Origin of the sequence: Enterovibrio makurazakiensis, from assembly GCF_050336585.1 — a bacterium.
GTDB lineage: Bacteria > Pseudomonadota > Gammaproteobacteria > Enterobacterales > Vibrionaceae > Enterovibrio > Enterovibrio gelatinilyticus.
Genome location: NZ_JAKJSE010000004.1, coordinates 68823 through 89318, shown reverse-complemented (window position 1 = coordinate 89318; position 20496 = coordinate 68823). Strand labels below are relative to the sequence as shown.

The window sequence follows — 20496 nt, the reverse complement described above, 5'->3', positions numbered from 1 at the left end:
GGAACTCCTCTGTCCTTTTAGCTTTTACCCGCGCCGCTGACGCCAGCTTTACCTACTTCAAGCACTTCGGTGAGTTTGACCGGAGATGCATAACCCGCGATGTTTAACATCACATTGCCGTCACCATTGCCCAATAGGACGCTGTTAACGTTGGCATACGTTGAAAGCTCGAAATCTTGTGATTTACCGTCAATGTTGCCACTAACATTCATGCTGTAGTTGCCTTCCGGCAAAGCCTGACCTGCATCGTCTTTACCATCCCATTCAACACGATGGTCACCAGGCGATTTAGCACCAAGGCTAAAGCTTCGTAACAATTCACCTCGGTCGTTTTGAATTCGGACAATGACATCGTTCAATGCTTGCGGCAGTTTCACCATGCCTGCGATGCCACCTTCAGCTGATTTAAAACCACCGTTGCCCGGAACTAACACGTCTTGACCCACTAACGAGGATGCCTGAAGCGCCTGACTTGATGTCATCGCGGCGTTCAATGAACCAAACTGCTCGTTCATTTTGCCAATGCCATCAACGGTGGCGAATGATGCCATTTGCGCGATCATTTGTTCGTTATCAACCGGTTTGAACGGGTCTTGGTTCGCAAGCTGCTTGGTCAATAGCGAGAGAAAGTCTTCTTGATTCAGGTCGGTTTGACCTGTGACCTTTTCGCCCGTATCACCGCGCTCTGTGCGTTGCTTTTCTTGTAGGGCTTTCAGTTGGTCAATGTAGCTACCGCCACCTGCACCACCTGCGCCATCAATCGGATTCATAATGCCGTCCTCCTACCTTACTTGCCCATCTGTAGGGTACGCATCAGCATTTGTTTACTGGCTTCTGCGACTTCTACATTGGTTTGATAGGAACGGGATGCGGAAATCATATTCGCCATCTCTTCCATCACGTTGACGTTCGGTTTGAAAATGTAACCTTCAGCATTCGCCATCGGATGCTCAGGGTTATATTCAGCGCGAAGCGGCTTTTGGCTTTCGACAATGCCCTCTACACGCACAGGAACACTGGAGCCTTGTTGGCCGGTGAATTTGTTTAATTCCGCAGCAAAAATTGGGTGGCGCGCTTTATATGTTTCTTCTGCAGAACTGCTAACAGAGTTCGCGTTCGCCAGATTGCTGGACGTGGTATTCAGTCGAACAGACTCTGCACTCATCGCAGAACCAGTAACGTTGAACACATTAAATAGACTCATCCATTAATCCCCTTTCAATGCCTTGGACATGTTTTTAAATTTTGCGCCAAGGAAATCCAACGATGCCTGATACTCAAGGGCGTTTTGCATAAACAGGTTGCGCTCAACTTGCGCATCCACTGTATTGCCATCGCCGGTATCAGGTTGATTTGGAATACGATACATTTTTTGACCACTAACGTTTGTAGAGGCAGTAATATGCCGCCCATCCGTTCTGCTTAGGCCAATGCTTGCCCCAGAGGTTGCCGCTTTCAGAGCGCGTTCGAAGTCAACATCTTGCGCTTTATATCCCGGCGTATTTGCATTCGCCAAGTTACTTGCAAGGGTTTCAGCCCTTTGACCACGCACCCCTACGGTGTGTTGATGTATACCCAGCGCTTTGTCGAACGATATCGCCATGAGGCAACCTCCTAAACTTTACTACCCAAACAAAAGCAATAGTGATGCCAACTTTATACTTTTTCCTTTGAGTCACTGACATACGCATAGATTTCAGTCAATTATCGACTATTCGCTTTCTATGACGGCGTTCGCGAAGGAATGTCAGGCATAAAAAAAGCGGCAACTTCTGTGCCGCTTTTTACCATGCTGCTCTGCACTACTTCAATTTGTAGATAATGCCTGGGTTGCAGCGAATCATTTCGAAGCGGTCTGTCAGACCTGTCAACGACTCTGAAGCGCCCAACAACAAATACCCGCCAGGGTTTAAGCTGCCCGCCATTTGATTCAGCACTTGTGATTTCATATCTGGTGAAAAATAAATCAATACGTTACGACAGAAGATGATGTCAAACTTGCCGAGCATGCTGTAACTGTCCATCAAGTTTTGTGGCTTGAAGGTCACCATACGCTTCAGCGTGTCTTTCACTGCCATCCTGCTGTCACCCGCATCTTCAAAAAACTGACGCTTGCGTTCAGGCGATAAACCACGACTTAACGCGAGGTTGTCATACACACCAGCACGACAATTTTCCAACATAGTTGACGAAATATCTGTCGCCGTTATTGAAACGTTACTCAGAAGCCCCGGCTTTCTCGCTTGAACTTCCTGAATCGTCATAGCAATAGAGTAAGGTTCTTGACCGGACGAACTTGCCGCCGACCAGATCTTAATTGGACGCCTACCTTCAGCCACTTCTGGAAGTAACTTGTTTGCAAGCACTTCAAATGGATAAGTATCGCGAAACCACAACGTTTCATTGGTCGTCATGGCATCAATGGCTGCAACAGCAAGATCGCGGTTCCGATTGGTTAGCACAAGTTGAAACAACTCCGTCATTGACGCGAGTTTATATCGACTAATTAGCGGACTAAGCCTGCTTCTTACTAGATATTGCTTGCTGTCACCAAGAACGATGCCACATTTGCCTTCAAGGTATTTACAAAAATCACGGTACTCTTGCTCGGTGATCGCTATATTCGTCATGGATTATTATTCTTGGCCTTTAACCGCATTTATCACTGCCGCACTCAATTCATCAGGGTCAAACTTGGGAATAAATGCATCCGCACCTACTCGTTTGACCATGGCTTCATTGAATACACCACTGAGAGATGAGTGCAATACTACATGAAGATCCTTAAGATTCGGATCCTTTTTGATTTCAGTGGTTAACGTATAACCATCCATTTCTGGCATTTCAATATCAGAGATAACAAGCGCAATTTTATCGTAGATACAACCTTCTTTTGCTAGCTCTTGAAGCTTGATCAATGCATCACGTCCATCATGCGCTAACATGACTTCGTAACCGATCGTCTCTACCGCACGCTTCACCTGGCGACGAGCAACACTTGAGTCATCTGCTACGAGGACAATGTTTGCCGCTTCGCCACCTTCTTCAAGCACTGGCTTCTGAGCAAGCACTTCATCACTAATCGCTTCATTGACAGGCGAAATCTCATTCAGGATTTTTTCCACATCAAGAATTTCTACCAACTCACCTTCAATTTCGGTGACTGCAGTCAGGTAGTTCGATTTTCCGGTACCTTCTGGTGGTGGCAAAATCGCTTCCCAGTGCATATTAACAATGCGCTCAACCGATCCCACTAAGAAGCCCTGAGTTGAACGGTTGAATTCCGAAATAATAATAAAACGGTTCTCTGGGTCAGAAATCGGCAAGCCGCCAGTAGCGAGACTCATATCAATGACAGAAATCGTTTGACCGCGAATATGAGCAACACCTTTAACCAACGGGTGAAGATTTGGCATGGACGTTAGCTTAGGGCACTGGAGAACTTCCTTTACTTTAAATACGTTAATGCCATAACGCTGTTTACGCATCAAACGGAAGGTCAATAGTTCTAATCGGTTCTGGCCCACAAGTTGTGTGCGCTGATTGACCGTATCAAGAATCCCCGACATAAGATAAACTCCATATTGCCTTGTAATTGTTATCGTATTGCAGCAAGCGCATTCCCTGTCGCCACATGTTGGCACGCAAGTTGAAAGCACACTGCAGCTATTTATTTATCATACTAACCAATTTGAGACATATGTGTTATCAACGATTAGTCTGGCTCTTTATCGGCACATTTCTCAGTGGCTTTAGCTCAATTATAGCCGCTGCTCCAGTAAATCAACTTGAAGCTGTAAAAGAAGCTGCGGAGGCACATGTAGAAACGCTTATAACGACACCAGAATTCGGAAAACTAGAAGTCGAAGCGGGTCATTTGGACTCGAGATTAACGCTATCTAACTGCCCGTCGCCTCTTCAAACCATCGTGCCTGGTCGCCAGTCTCTCAATAAAAGCGTCACCGTGCTGGTCAGCTGCAAAGAAGACAACTGGCAAGTCTACGTACCCGTTCAAATTCGACTCATGACGCCCATCGTTGTGGCTAGACGCCCGATGGACCGCGGCGTAACCATTAGCCAAAGTGACTTAATTGTTCAGTTGGTTGACGCGCGATTTCAGCGAGGACAGACCTATACAAATCCTTCCACAATTATTGGGTCTAGAATTAAACGAGTTGTAGGCATTGGCGAACCGATACAAGGCAACGACATTTGCATGGTATGTAGGAATGACGAAGTCGTTATTACGGCGTCCGGTAACGGACTGAATATTATTGCAAAAGGTACGGCATTAAGTGATGGTGCTCTCGGTGAGCAAATTAAAATCCGTAACAGCAAATCGAATCGGATTGTGGATGGTACAATTACCTCAGTCGGCCAAGTCGCAGTAAAATTCTAACTTGATGCAATTAAGTGCTAAAGTTCATATGAGTACAGCCGATACTGTGAGCAACAGAAGGTTCGGACATTTATAAGGCTTTATTATGGCAAGTATCGATCATTTGCGTTCTGGTCAACCCATAAATACGAACAGAACCAATCAAAACAAAACTCAGAGCAGTTCAGTGGAATCCGGTGCAGCGCAGGTTAACAACCAACGCACTGACGCATTCTCTATGAGTGACGAGAGCAAAGCTATTGGTGCCCTCAATCAACAAATGGCCAGTGAAAGTCATTTTGATAGCGCGAAAGTTGCGGCAATCAAAGCGGCCATTGCTAACGGCTCGTATAAAGTTGATGCAGACAAGTTGGCAAGTAATATGTTGAAGCATGAAGATGACTTCCGCGGAATCTAGCATTGCCCATGTCTGACCAAGCAACAAGCTTTGAGCAATTCCTACAAGCACAGACAGATAATGTCAGTGAGCTTCTTGACGTCATGCAAAAAGAGACGTTAGCAATAGCATCCAGAAAGTCCTCAGATATCGAATCATGTGCAAAACAAAAGCTTGCGCTTATACAGACGATCCAGCTTTGCGACGCTCAAATTGGTAAGTGCCAAGAGTCAGCAGCCCCTTCTGATGATGCCAAGCAAACCATTGATGAAATAAAAGCGACACTCGAACAATGTCATCAGCTCAATGAAGCCAACGGCATTGCATTGCAGCGCGCCCACCTCAGTATCCACAAACTCAGAAACCTATTCCAAGAAGCCGCAGGAAAACACGAAATGACTTACGACAGCGATGGTAAAGCCTCTGGCAGTCGTACTCTTGGAACCAATGTAAAAGCCTAACCCTTCCGGATTCATCCGATGCCACACAGCTTTCCTACACTCGGCCCCCTTCCAGCACGCACTTTTTAATCCTACAAAACCATTGAATCGTTTGGCACTTCATAAAAGACGATGTGAACGTTTACCTGCTACTGATCCCCAAAGTTAAGCTAACAGATAAAGAAAAAGCTGCCATAAGCAGCTTTGTTAAATCACACAGATCGGTCGCGGGTATCAGCAGTAACCTTAGTACTAGAAGATAATCGCATCATTACGTGGAACATGATGAGATTCGCCATACTCTTTCATCTTGTTCATTTTGCGCAGATTTAGTTCTAGCTCTGTCACGTAGCTATCGCCGACTTGATAGCTCGCTATCACTTCTGCAGCTCGGATAATTCCGTCAGAAGCACCATGCGTTCGATCTTGCCCAAGCTGTTGATCATCAACTTGCGTTAGGCCGCTTACTCGAATGCCATATACTTGTTCAGACAATTCTTTATAGGCCTCGAGTTTTGAGGCGCGCATGGCACGAAATTGTTTTTCTTCAAAAGTGTCACCACGTTGCGAACTGATCGACGCCGTACCCACCGCTGACAACAGTTCTTCTGAGCGCATTTGAGTAATTGGCTGACATGCAGAAATCATCAGTAGCATGGCCAAAGATAACCAAATCTTCATTGTGTCTCCATGAACCATTAAGGTTTCAAAATTATAGTATCAGGTAAGTGCTTTCTTTGATCGCCGCGAATAATCACGCCATCTTCGATACGCACTTTTCTCAAGGTATCTATATCTCTACCAATACGTTCTGCAGGCAAAAAGCCTTGTGCCGATGCAACCACAACACGTGAGCGCATACCAACAATTCGCGCATTGACAAGCACACCGCCACCTTGGCGAAGCATAGTGCCCGTTAGTACATAGTCAATTTGCTGTTCTGGGTGCAGTTCTTTCCAATCTCGGCTTAACGAGAAATCACCGTCTTCCGTCACACGTATTGTGCCCGTATTCTTGAAGTCAATGAGTGTGAAACCACGTCGCTGCATTTGATAAATCATTCCTTCAGTGACGGAGTTCCCCAGCCAGTTGGTTTGATTCATTTCTTCAACATCAACAAACGACACCACCGCCAGTGGTGTTCTCGCCGTGAGATAATTGTTGGTTTCTAGCAATTCGTTAGCAAGACCGTCGAGGAAGTAATCCAGTGTATGCCTTGGCGTTTGTTGCAACAAAAACTCACTTCCCGCATACGGTTCTTTACCGTTATAAATAGGGTTGTAAGCGCAAGAAGCGGTTGCAAGACTCAGTAATATCACTATCCAGTTTTTCATCGTTGTCTGGCTCCGGACACGTTTTAGGGTTGGCATAAGGCTCAACCGAGAAGAAACGATAACAAATTTAAAGTTTCAACTTTTAGGAACATAATTTGCATCAATGAGGTTATATTTTGACTGTCATTGTTAACCGCATTGCCGCTTTTTCCGCGATGTTATCTGGTCTAGCAATTTTTGTACCTACTATTGGAAGTCAGGGTCATGCGCAAAAAAATCATTACGCCTTTAGTCACCTGTATGGCGTTGGCCAGTGCCGCCGCAAACGCTGCGTGGTATGAAGTGACGGGCACCAGTACCATTTTGGAAAGCACAGAACAAGCGAGAGAACGCGCACTTGAAGATGCGATTTTTCAGGCTTTAAAGTATTCAGGTGCCGACATTGCCGGGCTGGCAGAAATCCGCCCTTACCTGGCTGAATCTAAAAGTGATTACCAATTCAGCGGCAATGAAATTCGACACATTCAAGTACTTGATACCAAAGACCGCCGCGGTGTCATGAAATTGACGGCACGCATTGATATCTATCCAACGGCAAAAGCTTGCCACAAGAACCAATACAAGAAAGGGCTGCTCATGAGCAGATTCGATATTGTATCTCCACAGCAAGCGGCATTGGGCGGCATTTTTCAGTTTGGTGATGATTTCACGGTTTTACTTCAACGCCAATTTGAAACCCAAGCACAAAGCTTTGTCGCTCAAGGGATCACACCACACAATGTCTCCCCGACTCAGCCAGATGTTGCCGCTATGATCGCCGAAGACACTGGCGCTCAATACGTTCTGATTGGATCAATTACGGACATGTCGGCAACGCTTGATGAAAAAGTGCTGGCAAAAGACAAGACTAATCGTCAATTAGCCATGTCTATCGATGTACTGGATGGAAAATCCGGTGAAGTGATATATCAAAATATTTATCGAGACATTGCCGCCTGGCCATTTGAACGTCATAGCAAAGTGGATACCAAAACGGCAAGGTTTTGGACGTCGCCCTATGGAGAAATGGCACAACGTGTGAGCCGCAATATTTTGCTCGATCTAGAAAGTAACCTTTCTTGTCGCGCAAGCACCCCAGAAGTGGTTTCCATTAATGGTCAGACTGGGCAGATAAGTGCCGGTCGCGTTCATGGCGTGAAATACGGTGATGAATTAGCACTTTGGCACAATGCATCTTTCACGGATCAATATGGCGTCAACCGAACTCAACTTCGTAAAAGTGAAATGAAACTCACTGTCACTCGGGTTTATGAAAGCTCCGCAGAAATCTCTGTTTCGCCGCCAGAGTTAAGTCCAAGCATACAAATTGGTGATATGGTGACCAAACACGCGCTATAGCGTCATGAAAGCCTTAACCTCAAGATTCTTTTAGGTATACTGATCGTCCGGCGCTTGCTTACAACACTGCAGCGCCTTTCGCTCCTATAGCTCAACAGGATAGAGCAGTCGCCTCCTAAGCGATCGATCGGGGTTCGAGTCCCTGTGGGAGCGCCATTTTTCACACCGCAATACGCCTCACTTATTGACACCTATCACTTGCTCTAACTCTATTATCCTTTTACCAATTGCATATCGTTTGGCTATCGATTTTCTTTTGCCACAAATAGAAAAACGGGCCATAAAGGCCCGTTTGTATCTAAGGACAACTAATTGGAGATTAGAAGTACCACTCAGTACCGATACGGATCATTGTATCGTCACCGTATTTGCTACCAGCAGCATCGCTTTGCTGTGCTACACGTAGGAAGGTGTATACAGAATTAAAGCTATGACCAACTTCACCAGTGATTGTTTCGCGCTCTAGGAAGTCATCCTGTGCGCCATCAGTCTCACCGTCTTGAGACGCGTAACCGATACGGAAGTTAGTTGCACCCATGTAGTAGTTAGCTTGTAGAGAGAAAGCATCAATATCACGAGTGTTGTAGCCATTACCAGCACTTGCTGCGTCTTTATCAAACTCACCAGTTTTGTATGCACCAGCAATCATCACGTTGTCGATAGGACGAAGTTCGAAACCAGCGAACAAGTTGTTAGTATCACCAACCGCGTTGTCGTCAAAATCAGTGTCGGTAGTGTTTTCCATTGCGATATGCAGTGACACCATTTGTACCGGAGTGATAGAGAAGCTAGCACCGTAGAACTTAGAATCTGGAGTGTTTTTGCTACCGTTACCTACAGAAGCAGAGAATTTAGCCATATCGCCAATTTTCGCTGAATCATAACGGATTTGTTGGCTCTTACGGTCAAAATGGAAACGCTCACCTGCACGCCAGCCACGGTCAAAAGTTGTACCCATGTTTGATGCGCTGTATGGCCAGTCAACCAATTCATACATTGGAGTCAGCATACGACCAAAACGCACTTGACCCCAATCATCGCCACGCATACCAACGAACGTATCGCGGTTACCAACTTTTGCACCGTCATCCAACATCCAACCAGATTCCATTTGAACAAAAGCTTCAACAGAATCAGTCATTACTTGTGAAGCACGAAAACCTACACGTGATTCATTTTCAAGAGCGAAGGTGCTATCAGTTGTACCGTAGTCAACAGCTGAGATTGATACTACACCGTATAGCTCAACTGAACTCTCATCAGTTTGTGCAACTACATATGCGTTAGCCGCTGTAGATGCCAAAACTGCTGCTGCAACTGCAGAGCCAATTACAGAACGTTTAAAAAATTTGCTCATGGAAAACTCCTAACAGAAAAATATGTCGCTCTATATATTTACTGAAGCTTAAAGTTGGCCGCCAAGCTCAGGGATATATGAACGCAGATTGATTATGTTTATCAACGAGATGAAGGATAATTTTTTTCTCAAATAATTAAACATCGTAAGAGTTGAAGTTTGAACATGGTCAAAGTAAGCAAACAAAAAAACAATAAAACAAATAAAATCAAGAGGTTATGAAAACATAAAAAACAATAACATCAGCTTTTTTTTATCTTTATGCTGGCAATAGTGACCGAGCGGGTGGTTCATGCCAAAAATGAGCATTGTTTTTTAGTTTTTTTAATTTGAACGATGGAATAACTTTGACGTGGTTCGCACTTGGGAGTGATGGCGAAAAATAACCTCCTTCAATGCATAACCGACATTGAATTCCAGCAAGCATCTTAAAAACTTATAACGCTTACTACAGCACGTTTATTTAACGCCAAAAAATACATGAAAAACTAAGCTGTCTAGTCAAAAAAGGGGCGCAGCCCTCTCCAATCAAAAACACGGTTAAGGTTCTCACCAAAAAGTGTAACGCTCTTATTTATCAACAAAAAATATGATGAGCATCTACATTTTGAGTGTAAAGACCAATTATTAGTCTTTACTAACGTTTCAAATTATCTAGATGATCATGAGGTCAATAATGAAATATTTTTATACCATTCTCACGGCGATGTTACTTTCGGTTAGTTTAGGGGCTTCGGCTTATGTTCTTGAAGGCAAGCAAGTCGTAGTCTCAAAAGATGCGATGCAATATTGCGCTGCGGCTAATAATTTCTGGGTTTGCGTTAATAACCACGAAATGATGCGCGGTGACTGACAGTGTTGCAGCATAAAAAAAGGCTGCCCAAGCTTGGGCAGCCTTTTTCATAGAGTTAGGCTTCTAGGACTTTGCTTCTCTTTCTTCAATAAAACTAAGCGCCTTAGCAATTCTAGCCTCAACTTTGTCTTTTCCTAACAAAGTCATTACAGAATCAACTGATGGGGATTGCCCTTGACCTGTAACAGCGACACGTAAAGGCATACCTACTTTACCCATACCAAGTTCAAGCTCACTGCATGTATCAGCGATCACCGCATGGAGATTTTCCACAGTCCAGTCATTTAAGGCTTTAACTTTAGCAAGTGCAAGTTCAAGAGCTTCTTTAGCAACAGGGCGAAGATGTTTCTTCGCTGCTCCTGCATCGAACTCGTCAAAGTCTTGATAGAAGTAACGGCTTTGTTCAGCGAGTTCAATTAACGTGTTGCAACGCTCGCCCACCAAACCAATAACGTCTGTAATTGCAGGACCGTTTGCAGTATCGATAGATTTTTGATCGAGGTGCCATTGCAGATAATTCGCAACGTACTCTGGCTCAGCACTCTTAATGTAATGGTTATTTAGCCAAAGTAACTTATCTGTGTTAAACGCTGACGCCGATTTACTGACTGATTCAAGGCTAAACAAGCTAGTCATTTCGTCTAAAGAGAAGATTTCTTGATCACCATGAGACCAACCCAAACGAACCAAGTAGTTAAGCAAAGCTTGCGGTAGGTAACCTTCATCACGATATTGCATAACACTTACAGCACCATGGCGCTTCGATAGTTTCGCACCGTCATCACCCAAAATCATTGAACAATGTGCAAACTCAGGAACTGTAGCGCCAATTGCTTTGTAGATATTGATTTGACGAGGGGTGTTGTTGATATGATCTTCACCACGAACAACCTGGGTAATACCCATGTCCCAATCGTCAATCACAACACAAAAGTTATACGTTGGGCTGCCATCAGTTCGACGAATAATTAAGTCATCCAATTCGCTGTTTGCAATTTCAATGCGACCACGAATTTTATCGTCAAATACCACCGCCCCTTCTTTAGGGTTGCGGAAGCGAATACAGAAAGGAGAGCTCTCAGTCGCTTCAGCGTTTGCAGCGATCACTCGAGGATGGCTTGCATCGTATCGTGGCTTCAGGCCTGCGGTCATTTGCTCTTCACGAATCTCATCGAGAAGCTCTTTTGGTGCATAACACTTGTATGCTTTATCTTCAGCAAGCAATTGATCAACAACTTCGTTATAGCGATCAAAACGTTTTGTCTGATAGTACGGCCCTTCGTCCCAATCCAGGCCTAACCATTCCATGCCCTCAAGAATCGCATCAATGGCCTCTTGAGTTGAGCGCTCGATATCAGTGTCTTCAATACGAAGGACAAACTCTCCGCCAGTATGTTTAGCATAAAGCCACGAGTATAGTGCGGTGCGAGCACCACCAACGTGCAAGAAGCCCGTCGGGCTTGGTGCAAAACGTGTTTTGACCGTCATTTTGCTGCCTTAATTAGTTTGAGATTCCGAGTTGGAAATTTACGATTTTGAGGGGAGCATTGTACCACCATTGGTTGCGCACACAATTGTAGGTTGTAAAGGAGTGAAAAATAATTTTCTTCGCTGTACCCCTCATTTTAACTGACTCCGACTACCTTATTTCACATCGCAAACGTAGAATTGAGTCGACCGTATTCGAACCGACTGGCAAGCCAGCGGTATAAAGGAGTTAATCATGTTAAAAAGAACTGTAATCGCAGCCGGGTTAATCGCTGCAAGTTCTGTAGCTTTTGCAAATGTCACGATAGATGTTCCAGCTGGCGTTCAAGTGCTAGTTCAAAATGGCATTGATTCTGACTATTCGACCTTAGGTTTCGACAATCAAGATAAAGTTGTACTACCCAATGGTGAAAGCCAGGTCGTTTTTAGGCTTTCACATATCGTTCGCGAATCAGGCAGTAAGAAAACAAAGTACAAATCAATACCGATGGTCGCAACATTTTCTGCTGTAGATTCTGAGTTAGAGCTAAAACTTCCACGCATTGACACACTCGATGACGGGCGTATGTTTGACAAAAATCCGAGCTTTACTCTAACTGAAAATGGCAAAGAGATTGATGCCAAAAAAGACAAACTGTCTATCGGTTTTGACCTGATGCCAGACTACGTTCAGGAAGTAGAAAAATACAATCGTGCTAACAATATTGCCAGCTGGCAGCCTACAAAATCTGCAACGACTGCAATAGCTGCTGCGACAATCCCATCAGCGACCAATGGACCGGTACCTGTCAGTGCAGAAATGACTTCGATACCTACAGTTGCATCAGATACTGGTGTTAATTCTGAACAAATGCTGAAGTTTTGGTTTACCCAAGCTGACTCAGTATCTCAAAAAGCTTTCTTGAGCTGGGCAATTCAAAACGTCAAGTAAACCTCAGGGTTTTACTCGTTTAAAAAGGAGCGCTTAAGCGCTCCTTTTTTTGTAAATCACATATCTTATTGTCTGTGACTTCATCTAAATCACTTTCAGCACAAATAAAAAAGCCCAGCGAAAGCTGGGCTAATTTCTAGACTATCTAACTACTTATATTAGAAGTAGTAGTCAAAGCCGATACCGTAACCAAACTCATTGTCAGAGTCGTCTTTAGAGATCACGTATGGACGAACATATACAACCGCTGATGGGTCAACAAAGTACAATGCTTGCAAAGAAGCGATGCTGTCTTCAGTACCTGTAGCTGTGAAGCTTGAACCTGCGTTTTCTACGTCAGCTTCGAAATTAACTGCGTAGTTCGCTTTGAACTGCCAGTTTTCAACGCCACCGTATACAACACCTACAGAAACACTATCTTGCTCGATAGATGCGCCTACAAGATCGATTTTCTCTTCAGCACCAGACTCAGGAGTGATGGTTGCCGTAGCATCATCATAATCTGCTGATTCCATTTTGTATGCAGCATAAACACCGAAGCCATTGTCAAAATATGCTTCAAAGCCAAGTAGAGCAGCATCAGTATCAGACTTAGTGCTACCAGCAATAGATTTAACCTTTTTGATGTCAGTGTCGAAACCAGGTTGCTGCTTTAAGTAAGTGTTATAAAATGAATCAAGAGCAGATACAGAACGGTCAGAACCTGACTCATAACCAGCGTGGAAAGTAACAACACCCACGTTATAAGATGCGCTCAAACCGTAAAAGTTAGAATCGTTGTCGCTTTCGCTACCACGACCAGCGGCAACAGAGAAGTTCAAACCACCCATCTTAGCTGAATCATAACGAATCATGTTTGATTGGCGATCGTAACGTGCACCACCTAAAACATCACCGCCCCAGTCAAAAATTGCACCAGCGCGCTGACCAGAGTAAGGCCAGTCGATCATTTGGTAAAGAGGAGTAAGCATTCGACCAACGCGAACCTTGCCGCCATCGTCAAACTCAAAACCTGCAAATGTATCACGAACACCCAGACCGCTATTGCCGCCGTCGTCCCCTACGTTACCGCCTTCCATCTGCCAAATAAACTTAGGTGCACGCTCAAGTTCAGCGCTGCCACGAAGACCAAAACGTGATTCGTTTTCAAACTTAAGTGGCTGGTCGTTACCACCGATTGCATCTTCGCCATATTGCCATACAGAAACAGCAACTTGACCATAAAGATCGACAGTTTCAGTAGCAGGCTTAGCAAACGCTACTGAAGAAGCAAGTGCAGCAGCTGTAACGGCTGTAGCAACGATTGAACGCTTAAACATTTTTTCCATGGAAAATAACTCCTAAAAGGGATATCTAAATGCCATCTCATTGCTCTAAAGGTTGGCCGCCGAAAGCAATGATCTGATTACTTGCACATCTAAAACGACATAAACCTCGTCACTTTAGATTTTTAGAAACCGATTGAACTCTCCCTCAACCGATGTGTCCCAGACTACTTCCCCCAAAAAAAACATCAACGAGAACTTTATTTGTTATTAAAAAAATATGACTAGGTGCAAAGTTCCCCACCAGTTCGTGATCATGATCTCTTATTTATATAAAAACATGAATATAAAAATATAAATTTATTATTTTCAATGGTTTATATTCAAATCAATAGTGAGAAAATTATTGATTATAAAAACACAGCGATCCGGATCACATATAAACTTTACCGAAAAACATTCAATAATTAGTCAAATTTACACCATAATTCTCTTCGTAAATTATTAGATCTGGATCGCAAGTGATTTCTGACACATAAAAAAAAGCCAGCATACGCTGGCGTTTTATCTCATCTATGGATGGTTTAATTAGCTTAAAATTAGCGCCATCATTCCATCTTCATCAAGTATATCGATGCCTAATTCTTGTGCCTTGGTGAGTTTTGAACCTGCGGCCTCACCTGCAATCAGAAGGTCAGTCTTAGCAGACACACTTCCTGTTACTTTTGCACCTAGAGCCTGAAGAGCCGCCTTGGCATCAGAGCGAGACATCTGAGAAAGCGTGCCGGTTAACACAACCACTTTGCCCTCTAAAGCGAGCGATACACTTTCATCACGGGCTGCAATTTCAGGCCAGTGAATACCAGCTTCTAGCAATGCATCGATCGCTTCTTTGTTACGTTCTTCGCTGAAGAACGACGACACATGCTTAGCAACGATGACACCAACATCTTGCACCTCGATGAGCTTGTCCTCAGTAGCTTCTCGAATCGCTTCAAGCGTGAAGAAATGGTTCGCTAAGTTAGCCGCCGTCGCTTCACCCACTTCACGGATACCCAAAGAGTAGATAAAGCGTGGCAACGTGGTTTCTTTTGCTTTAGTAAGCGAGTCCACCAAGTTCTGTGCGGATTTTGGCCCCATGCGCTCTAGCATGGTGATTTTACCCGCTGACAACTTAAACAAATCCGCAGGGGCTTGGACTAGCTCTTTATCAATCAGTTGCTCAACTATCTTGTCGCCCAAACCGTCTACATCTAACGCTTTACGTGATGAAAAGTGTTTGATCGCTTCTTTACGTTGCGCGCGACAAATCAAACCACCCGAACAACGCGCCACCGCTTCGCCTTCAATGCGTTCAACGTGTGAATGACACACAGGACAAGCCGCAGGGAACACAACGTCTTTTGCATCCTCAGGTCTTCTGCTCTCAACAACGTTTACGATTTGAGGAATAACATCACCAGCACGGCGAATAATCACGGTATCGCCAATTTTCACGCCTAAACGGGCAATTTCATCCGCGTTATGCAGCGTGGCATTAGATACCGTGACACCACCGACGAAGACAGGGTCAAGTTTGGCGACAGGAGTGATTGCGCCCGTTCGCCCCACTTGGAACTCAACATCCAGTAGCGTTGTGATTTCTTCTTGAGCGGGGAATTTATACGCAATGGCCCAACGCGGCGCACGAGCAACAAAGCCCAGTTGGTCTTGCGTCGCAATGGCATCAACTTTAATCACGACACCGTCGATTTCGTAAGGCAGCGCGTTGCGACGCTCCATGATATCTTGGTAGTAAGCAATCACATTTTCTAGGCCGTTCACTTTTTTCACTTCTGGACTCAGTGGTATACCCCACTCACGAAGTTGTTCTAATCGGCCAATGTGAGAATCACCAAACGCTTCAGACATAACACCAACAGAGTAGGCATAGAAGCGAAGAGGACGGGTTGCGGTAATTTTAGGGTCGAGTTGGCGAAGGCTGCCAGCCGCGGCATTTCGCGGGTTTGCGAAGGCTTTTTCACCTTTTTTTAGGTTTTTCTCATTCAGCTTGTTGAAGCCATCTTTGAGCATAAACACTTCGCCGCGCACTTCTAAACGCGCAGGCCAGCCTGAGCCTTGAAGCTGTAATGGTACGTTGCGAATGGTGCGGGCATTGTGAGTAATATTCTCGCCGGTTGCGCCATCACCACGAGTCGCAGCTTGAACAAGAATGCCATTTTCGTACATCAAGCTAACGGCAAGTCCATCCAATTTTGGCTCACAGCTATAGGTAAAATCAGCTGCGTTGTTCAATCTGTCTTTCATGCGTTTTTCAAACGCTTTCAGCTCGTCATCGTCGAACGCATTGTCGAGCGACAGCATCGGAATTTCGTGACGAACTTGGACAAACGCACTTAATGGCTTTCCACCCACGCGTTGACTTGGAGAATCTGCAGAAGCCAATTCAGGATGCTCTGACTCTATCGCCAGCAATTGCTGCATCAAACGGTCATACTCTGCATCAGGAAGCTCTGGTTTGTCTTCTACGTAGTAAAGGTGGCCATGATAATTAAGCTGCTCTTTCAGCGCTTGCAATTGTTGTTGGATATCCGAGGTCATCAATTCAGCCCAGTCAGTCTTCTTCACTCAATCGACGAGTAAAGGATAAATAGAATAAGGCGGTAGTATAACCTCAAGCTTACGTTCGTTGCAGTCAAGCCGTGTCGAAATTCATCGTTGATGACCGAGATTCACTCATCACAATATTCTGCTCAAAGCCGCATTCATTGCTTGTTGAAAGCTGTCCTCGCCAGTAATATGAAACCGAATTTATGGGTGAGTCCTTGTATGTGCAGTTCTTGGAATAAACAACGAAGTCTATTGGGCGTTTTGCTCAGTTTGCTGCTCGTCTGTTTTTCCGCTGGTGCATCAACACCTTTTGAACAACAAACAGCCGCTGCAGATTTTTCGATCGTCGTTCTATCTCCTGCGACTTATCACCAGCAAGACAGTTCTGATTCACAAAACGACGTTCACCCCGAACATCGTGCTCCCGCAAAATCCATCGCCCCAGATTTAGCTTCCACGCTTCGAAACGGCTCTTTTCTACCCGAGCGATTGCACAATTCAGAGCCTAACTACGAACTCGTCTTCGATTTTGAACCCTCAAGCGTTCCATCACGATTGCAACACGTGCACGTTTCTTCGCGTCACTGGCATGATTGGACATTAAATGGCCCTCCGTCTTCTTTGCACCGTATATCAGGATGGAAGGAATCCAATCTGCTCTATCGGTTTATCAGCCAAGCTGACACTTCGTCTTAATTCATAACATTGAGCGTCTCGCTCACCGCTTTTGCACGTTTAAACACCATGCCTCGCGCGAACTTATCGTATGTCGCGGGTCTTTACGTGTCATGAATGAATACCAATCTGATTGGTAAAAGACAAAGTTGCTGGCCACTTGCCAGTGAGACGATTGCTATGCAGTTAAAACCAAAACGAAAGACCGTGCTGAATCATTATCCAGCATGGAAATACGTCGTCCTTATTACGACCATCATTATTATGCTTCTCAGCGCCCTCCCTTCTTGGTTTGGTGAAGAGGCGGCTGTTTTCATCAAGCATAAAGACAATGGCGCCGCCCCTGTCACACTGAAACACCAATTGGATGCTCACAGTGTCGATGTAAAACGCATTGACCAGAAAGGCAACAGCACAACTGTTGTTCTGCAAGATGCCGCTGATCAGAACAAAACCAAAAGTATCCTGACGGAGTATTCGAACAAAGACGACATTGTCACCCTAGGCATGGTTCCTGCGGCCCCAAGTTGGTTGCTTGAAATGGGCTTTAAGCCCATCAAGCTCGGCCTAGATTTACGCGGTGGTGTGCAATTCTTGCTGGATGTAGATATGCAGCAAGTCTTCCGCTCTCACGCCGATCAAGCAGCAGATTCCGTCAAAGCCTTTGCCCGCGAAAATCGCATTCGTGGCTTGCGTGTTCATCAATCCAACGCTGATGGCTTTGTGGTGAATGCGCCTTCTGACGAGGCACAACGTACCGTTCGACAATACCTTCGTGAGCAATTCCCGCAATGGAATGTGCAAGGTGAAGGTGATTTGGGTTTGTCCGTAAGTCTTAAAGAGGCAGAAAAACAAACCCTGACTAACCTGACGGTTCAGCAAAACCTGCAAACCATGCGCAGCCGTATCGAAGAATTGGGCATCACTGAAGCTGCCGTTCAACGTCAAGGTGAACACCGTATTCGCATTGAATTACCGGGCGTTCAAGACCCAGCTGCGGCAAAAAATGTTATCGGCGCAACAGCAAGTTTGGCGTTCTATGAAGTAAAAACGTCACCCACGCCGGGCTCAATGATGATCCCTGATGACAAAGGTGCACCTGTTTATGTGAGCCGCAAACCGATTCTTTCTGGCGAACACATTGTGGATGCACGAGCAGGAATGGGCGAAATGGGCACACCTGAAGTGAACATTTCATTGGATGCCTCTGGCGGCAAAATGATGTCAGATTACTCAGCGAAGCACATTGGCGACCCGATGGGCACGGCGTATAGCGAATACAGCCGCGACAGCAAAGGCAATGTCGAGCAAACCAACACCATCATCAGCATTGCAACGATTCAATCTCAGCTGGGTAACCGCTTCCGCATTACGGGTGTCGGCCAACTTGAAGAAGCACAAGATTTAGCGCTGTTGCTACGCGCAGGCTCACTGACCGCGCCCGTCACCATCGTTGAAGAGCGCACCATTGGCCCTTCTTTGGGTGCTGAAAACATTCAAAACGGTTTCGCGGCGCTGGCGCTTGGCATGGGTTTGACCTTGCTGTTCATGGCGGTGTGGTATCGCAAACTGGGTTGGGTGGCGAACCTTGCGCTTCTCATCAACATGGTGATGTTGCTGGGTCTTATCGCGTTACTGCCAGGGGCGGTTCTGACGCTTCCAGGTATTGCAGGTCTCGTGCTCACCATCGGTATGGCCGTTGATACCAACGTGCTTATCTTCGAGCGAATAAAAGAGAAAATGCGGGAAGGAAGAAGCTTCGCGCAATCTATTGACCTTGGCTTTAGCAGTGCGTTTGCCACCATTTTGGACTCAAACATCACCACGCTAATTTCCGCCGCAACTTTATACGCAATCGGTAATGGCCCGATTCAGGGCTTCGCCCTCACATTGGGGCTAGGTCTTCTAACAAGCATGTTCACGGGTATTTTCGCTTCTCGCGCGGTGATTAACCTATTTTGGGGTAAAGATGCGCGCCGTGATGTGAGGGTATAACCATGATAACAATCAAAAATATGACCAAATGGCGCCATATCGGCACCTTGCTTTCTTGTGTAGTGATGTTGATTTCCATTTTCACACTCGCGACGAAAGGCTTGAACTACGGGCTCGATTTCACGGGAGGAATGATCAGTGAAGTCAGACTGGACAAAACCCTGACAGCCAAAGAGATTCAATCCCACTTAGAAACCGCTTTGAACCAACCCGTGTCGGTGGTGGAAGCGGGAGACCCAGGTCAGTGGGTGCTTCGCTATGCCGCACCTGAGACGCTAAGCGATCAACCAGAAATCAAAACGCTACTCAATGGCTTTTCTGACAACGTTGAAATGCTCAACGTCAGTCTGGTTGGCCCTCAAGTAGGGCAAGAACTGGCAGAGCAAGGTGGCTTGGCGGTACTGATTACGCTGTTGGTAATACTTGGGTATTTGAGTATGCGCTTCGAATGGAGACTGGCGTCTGGCGCATTACTGGCCTTGGTTCATGACGTGGTGCTGCTGTTAGGCTTCTTCTCGGTCACAGGAATGGAGTTTAACCTCACCGTGCTGGCGGCATTGCTAGCAGTATTAGGTTACTCACTCAATGACTCCATCATCATTTCAGACCGCATTCGCGAACTGTTAAAAGCCAACGTGAGTTTGCCGATAGCTGAATTGAACAACCGCGCCATCGTTTCTACCTTGTCGCGCACCTTAATCACGTCGGGCACGACACTGATTTCGGTCGGGTCGCTTTGGTTGCTTGGGGGAGAACCGTTGTACGGATTCTCCATCACCATGTTCATCGGTATTGTTGCGGGTACTTGGTCCACCATGACCATCGCCACCATCATTCCTGAATTGACACATCTTGGCCCTCAACACTACGCTCCCGCGCCAGTGTCTGATACGCCGTAGAGACTAATCTCGACCAAATAAAATCCCCAGTCAGGCACAATCTCTTGGGCCTGACTGCATTTCCCGCACGCCGCTTTCTGGATTTAGATGTTTTTATAAAAAAACACTGAACAAACATTCCCTATCGGCGTCAAACCGTGTTCAATACATATATCAATAATCGAGAGCTTAAAGTTTTCACATGTTGCGACAAATCAAACCCATTACACGCGCGCAGTGGGCACTTACCTTTGTATGGTGGGTGGTGTTTGTATGTTTGTCGCAAAACGCGGGCGTCTTCAATGCCTGTAGTATTAGCAACACCACGGATTCAAATCAAAGCCTCTCGTTAAACTCCAACGAAGCCCCCTCAACATTGGCCGACAATTGCCAGCTATCTGAAAACTTACTTCAATTGTCATCGCCTTCTTGGGAATCAGCCACATTGACCATGTGGGTGCTGGCTTTCGCCATCATCGCTTGGCTGTTATCGACATCTACCCTTGTTCCAAAGATCACAGAGCCCATCCCTCCAACCCGGCGATTACACCTCACGT

At 45.5% G+C, this 20496-nt stretch carries 20 protein-coding genes and 1 tRNA gene; 10 read left to right on the top strand and 11 right to left on the bottom strand.

Going from position 1 to position 20496, the window contains the following annotated elements; translation table 11 throughout:
• Positions 1-17: 17 nt before the first annotated feature.
• The 5 genes from L4D06_RS00465 to L4D06_RS00445 form a co-directional block, all read right to left on the bottom strand.
• On the bottom strand, positions 18-770 hold the full coding sequence (locus L4D06_RS00465) for a flagellar hook assembly protein FlgD (RefSeq protein WP_274163382.1): 753 nt from the start codon (positions 768-770) through the stop codon (positions 18-20).
• A 17-nt stretch (positions 771-787) separates the two neighbouring features.
• Positions 788-1204, bottom strand: coding sequence for a flagellar basal body rod protein FlgC (flgC, locus tag L4D06_RS00460; RefSeq protein WP_028024752.1), 417 nt, complete (start codon positions 1202-1204; stop codon positions 788-790).
• Positions 1205-1207: 3 nt separating this feature from the next.
• Positions 1208-1603, bottom strand: a complete 396-nt coding sequence (flgB, locus tag L4D06_RS00455) for a flagellar basal body rod protein FlgB (RefSeq protein WP_274163383.1) — start codon at positions 1601-1603, stop codon at positions 1208-1210.
• Positions 1604-1802: 199 nt separating this feature from the next.
• Positions 1803-2630, bottom strand: coding sequence for a CheR family methyltransferase (locus tag L4D06_RS00450; protein ID WP_274163384.1), 828 nt, complete (start codon positions 2628-2630; stop codon positions 1803-1805).
• Between the two features lie 6 nt (positions 2631-2636).
• Positions 2637-3569, bottom strand: coding sequence for a chemotaxis protein CheV (locus L4D06_RS00445; RefSeq protein ID WP_429737493.1), 933 nt, complete (start codon positions 3567-3569; stop codon positions 2637-2639).
• Positions 3570-3700: 131 nt separating this feature from the next.
• On the opposite strand from L4D06_RS00445, the gene flgA reads away from it, so the two are divergent.
• The 3 genes from flgA to L4D06_RS00430 all read left to right on the top strand — a co-directional run bounded on the left by flgA (position 3701) and on the right by L4D06_RS00430 (position 5236).
• Positions 3701-4399 carry a flagellar basal body P-ring formation chaperone FlgA gene (gene flgA, locus L4D06_RS00440; RefSeq protein WP_274163386.1) on the top strand — a complete coding sequence of 233 codons (699 nt, stop codon included), beginning with the start codon at positions 3701-3703 and terminating at the stop codon, positions 4397-4399.
• Between the two features lie 85 nt (positions 4400-4484).
• The gene (gene flgM, locus L4D06_RS00435) at positions 4485-4796 is read left to right on the top strand and encodes a flagellar biosynthesis anti-sigma factor FlgM (RefSeq protein ID WP_274163387.1); all 312 of its coding nucleotides are present in this window, start codon (positions 4485-4487) and stop codon (positions 4794-4796) included.
• Between the two features lie 8 nt (positions 4797-4804).
• Positions 4805-5236, top strand: coding sequence for a flagella synthesis protein FlgN (locus tag L4D06_RS00430; protein WP_274163388.1), 432 nt, complete (start codon positions 4805-4807; stop codon positions 5234-5236).
• Positions 5237-5467: 231 nt separating this feature from the next.
• Here the strand turns inward: L4D06_RS00430 and L4D06_RS00425 are convergent, their stop codons facing one another.
• The gene (locus L4D06_RS00425) at positions 5468-5896 is read right to left on the bottom strand and encodes an LPP20 family lipoprotein (protein ID WP_274163389.1); all 429 of its coding nucleotides are present in this window, start codon (positions 5894-5896) and stop codon (positions 5468-5470) included.
• A gap of 17 nt (positions 5897-5913) precedes the next feature.
• Entirely contained in the window at positions 5914-6549 is a 636-nt protein-coding gene (locus L4D06_RS00420) for a FlgO family outer membrane protein (protein ID WP_274163390.1), read from the bottom strand.
• A gap of 204 nt (positions 6550-6753) precedes the next feature.
• Between L4D06_RS00420 and L4D06_RS00415 the strand changes: the two genes are divergently transcribed.
• Positions 6754-7887, top strand: coding sequence for a flagella assembly protein FlgT (locus L4D06_RS00415; protein ID WP_429737492.1), 1134 nt, complete (start codon positions 6754-6756; stop codon positions 7885-7887).
• 80 nt (positions 7888-7967) lie between these two features.
• Positions 7968-8043, top strand: a tRNA-Arg gene (locus L4D06_RS00410).
• A 163-nt stretch (positions 8044-8206) separates the two neighbouring features.
• Here L4D06_RS00410 and L4D06_RS00405 read toward each other — a convergent pair.
• Positions 8207-9244 (bottom strand): porin, encoded by a 1038-nt coding sequence (locus L4D06_RS00405; protein ID WP_429737491.1) that lies wholly within the window; start codon positions 9242-9244, stop codon positions 8207-8209.
• Between the two features lie 676 nt (positions 9245-9920).
• On the opposite strand from L4D06_RS00405, the gene L4D06_RS00400 reads away from it, so the two are divergent.
• Complete coding sequence (locus L4D06_RS00400) at positions 9921-10097, top strand: hypothetical protein (RefSeq protein ID WP_429737490.1); 177 nt, start codon at positions 9921-9923, stop codon at positions 10095-10097.
• A gap of 63 nt (positions 10098-10160) precedes the next feature.
• Here the strand turns inward: L4D06_RS00400 and gltX are convergent, their stop codons facing one another.
• Positions 10161-11585 (bottom strand): glutamate--tRNA ligase, encoded by a 1425-nt coding sequence (gene gltX, locus L4D06_RS00395; RefSeq protein WP_429737489.1) that lies wholly within the window; start codon positions 11583-11585, stop codon positions 10161-10163.
• A gap of 235 nt (positions 11586-11820) precedes the next feature.
• Here gltX and L4D06_RS00390 point away from each other — a divergent pair, with 235 nt between their 5' ends.
• Positions 11821-12516, top strand: a complete 696-nt coding sequence (locus L4D06_RS00390; protein WP_429737487.1) for a YccT family protein — start codon at positions 11821-11823, stop codon at positions 12514-12516.
• Between the two features lie 158 nt (positions 12517-12674).
• Here L4D06_RS00390 and L4D06_RS00385 read toward each other — a convergent pair whose 3' ends face one another.
• Complete coding sequence (locus tag L4D06_RS00385; RefSeq protein WP_429737486.1) at positions 12675-13844, bottom strand: porin; 1170 nt, start codon at positions 13842-13844, stop codon at positions 12675-12677.
• Between the two features lie 525 nt (positions 13845-14369).
• A complete protein-coding gene (ligA, locus tag L4D06_RS00380) occupies positions 14370-16382 on the bottom strand; it encodes an NAD-dependent DNA ligase LigA (protein WP_429737721.1) in 2013 nt (670 codons plus the stop codon).
• 228 nt (positions 16383-16610) lie between these two features.
• Here ligA and L4D06_RS00375 point away from each other — a divergent pair, with 228 nt between their 5' ends.
• The 3 genes from L4D06_RS00375 (at position 16611) to secF (ending at position 19960) form a co-directional block, all read left to right on the top strand.
• On the top strand, positions 16611-17087 hold the full coding sequence (locus tag L4D06_RS00375; protein ID WP_429737485.1) for a hypothetical protein: 477 nt from the start codon (positions 16611-16613) through the stop codon (positions 17085-17087).
• A 159-nt stretch (positions 17088-17246) separates the two neighbouring features.
• Positions 17247-19061 carry a protein translocase subunit SecD gene (secD, locus tag L4D06_RS00370; protein WP_429737720.1) on the top strand — a complete coding sequence of 605 codons (1815 nt, stop codon included), beginning with the start codon at positions 17247-17249 and terminating at the stop codon, positions 19059-19061.
• Positions 19062-19063: 2 nt separating this feature from the next.
• The gene (gene secF / locus L4D06_RS00365; protein ID WP_429737484.1) at positions 19064-19960 is read left to right on the top strand and encodes a protein translocase subunit SecF; all 897 of its coding nucleotides are present in this window, start codon (positions 19064-19066) and stop codon (positions 19958-19960) included.
• The last annotated feature ends 536 nt before the right edge of the window (positions 19961-20496 follow it).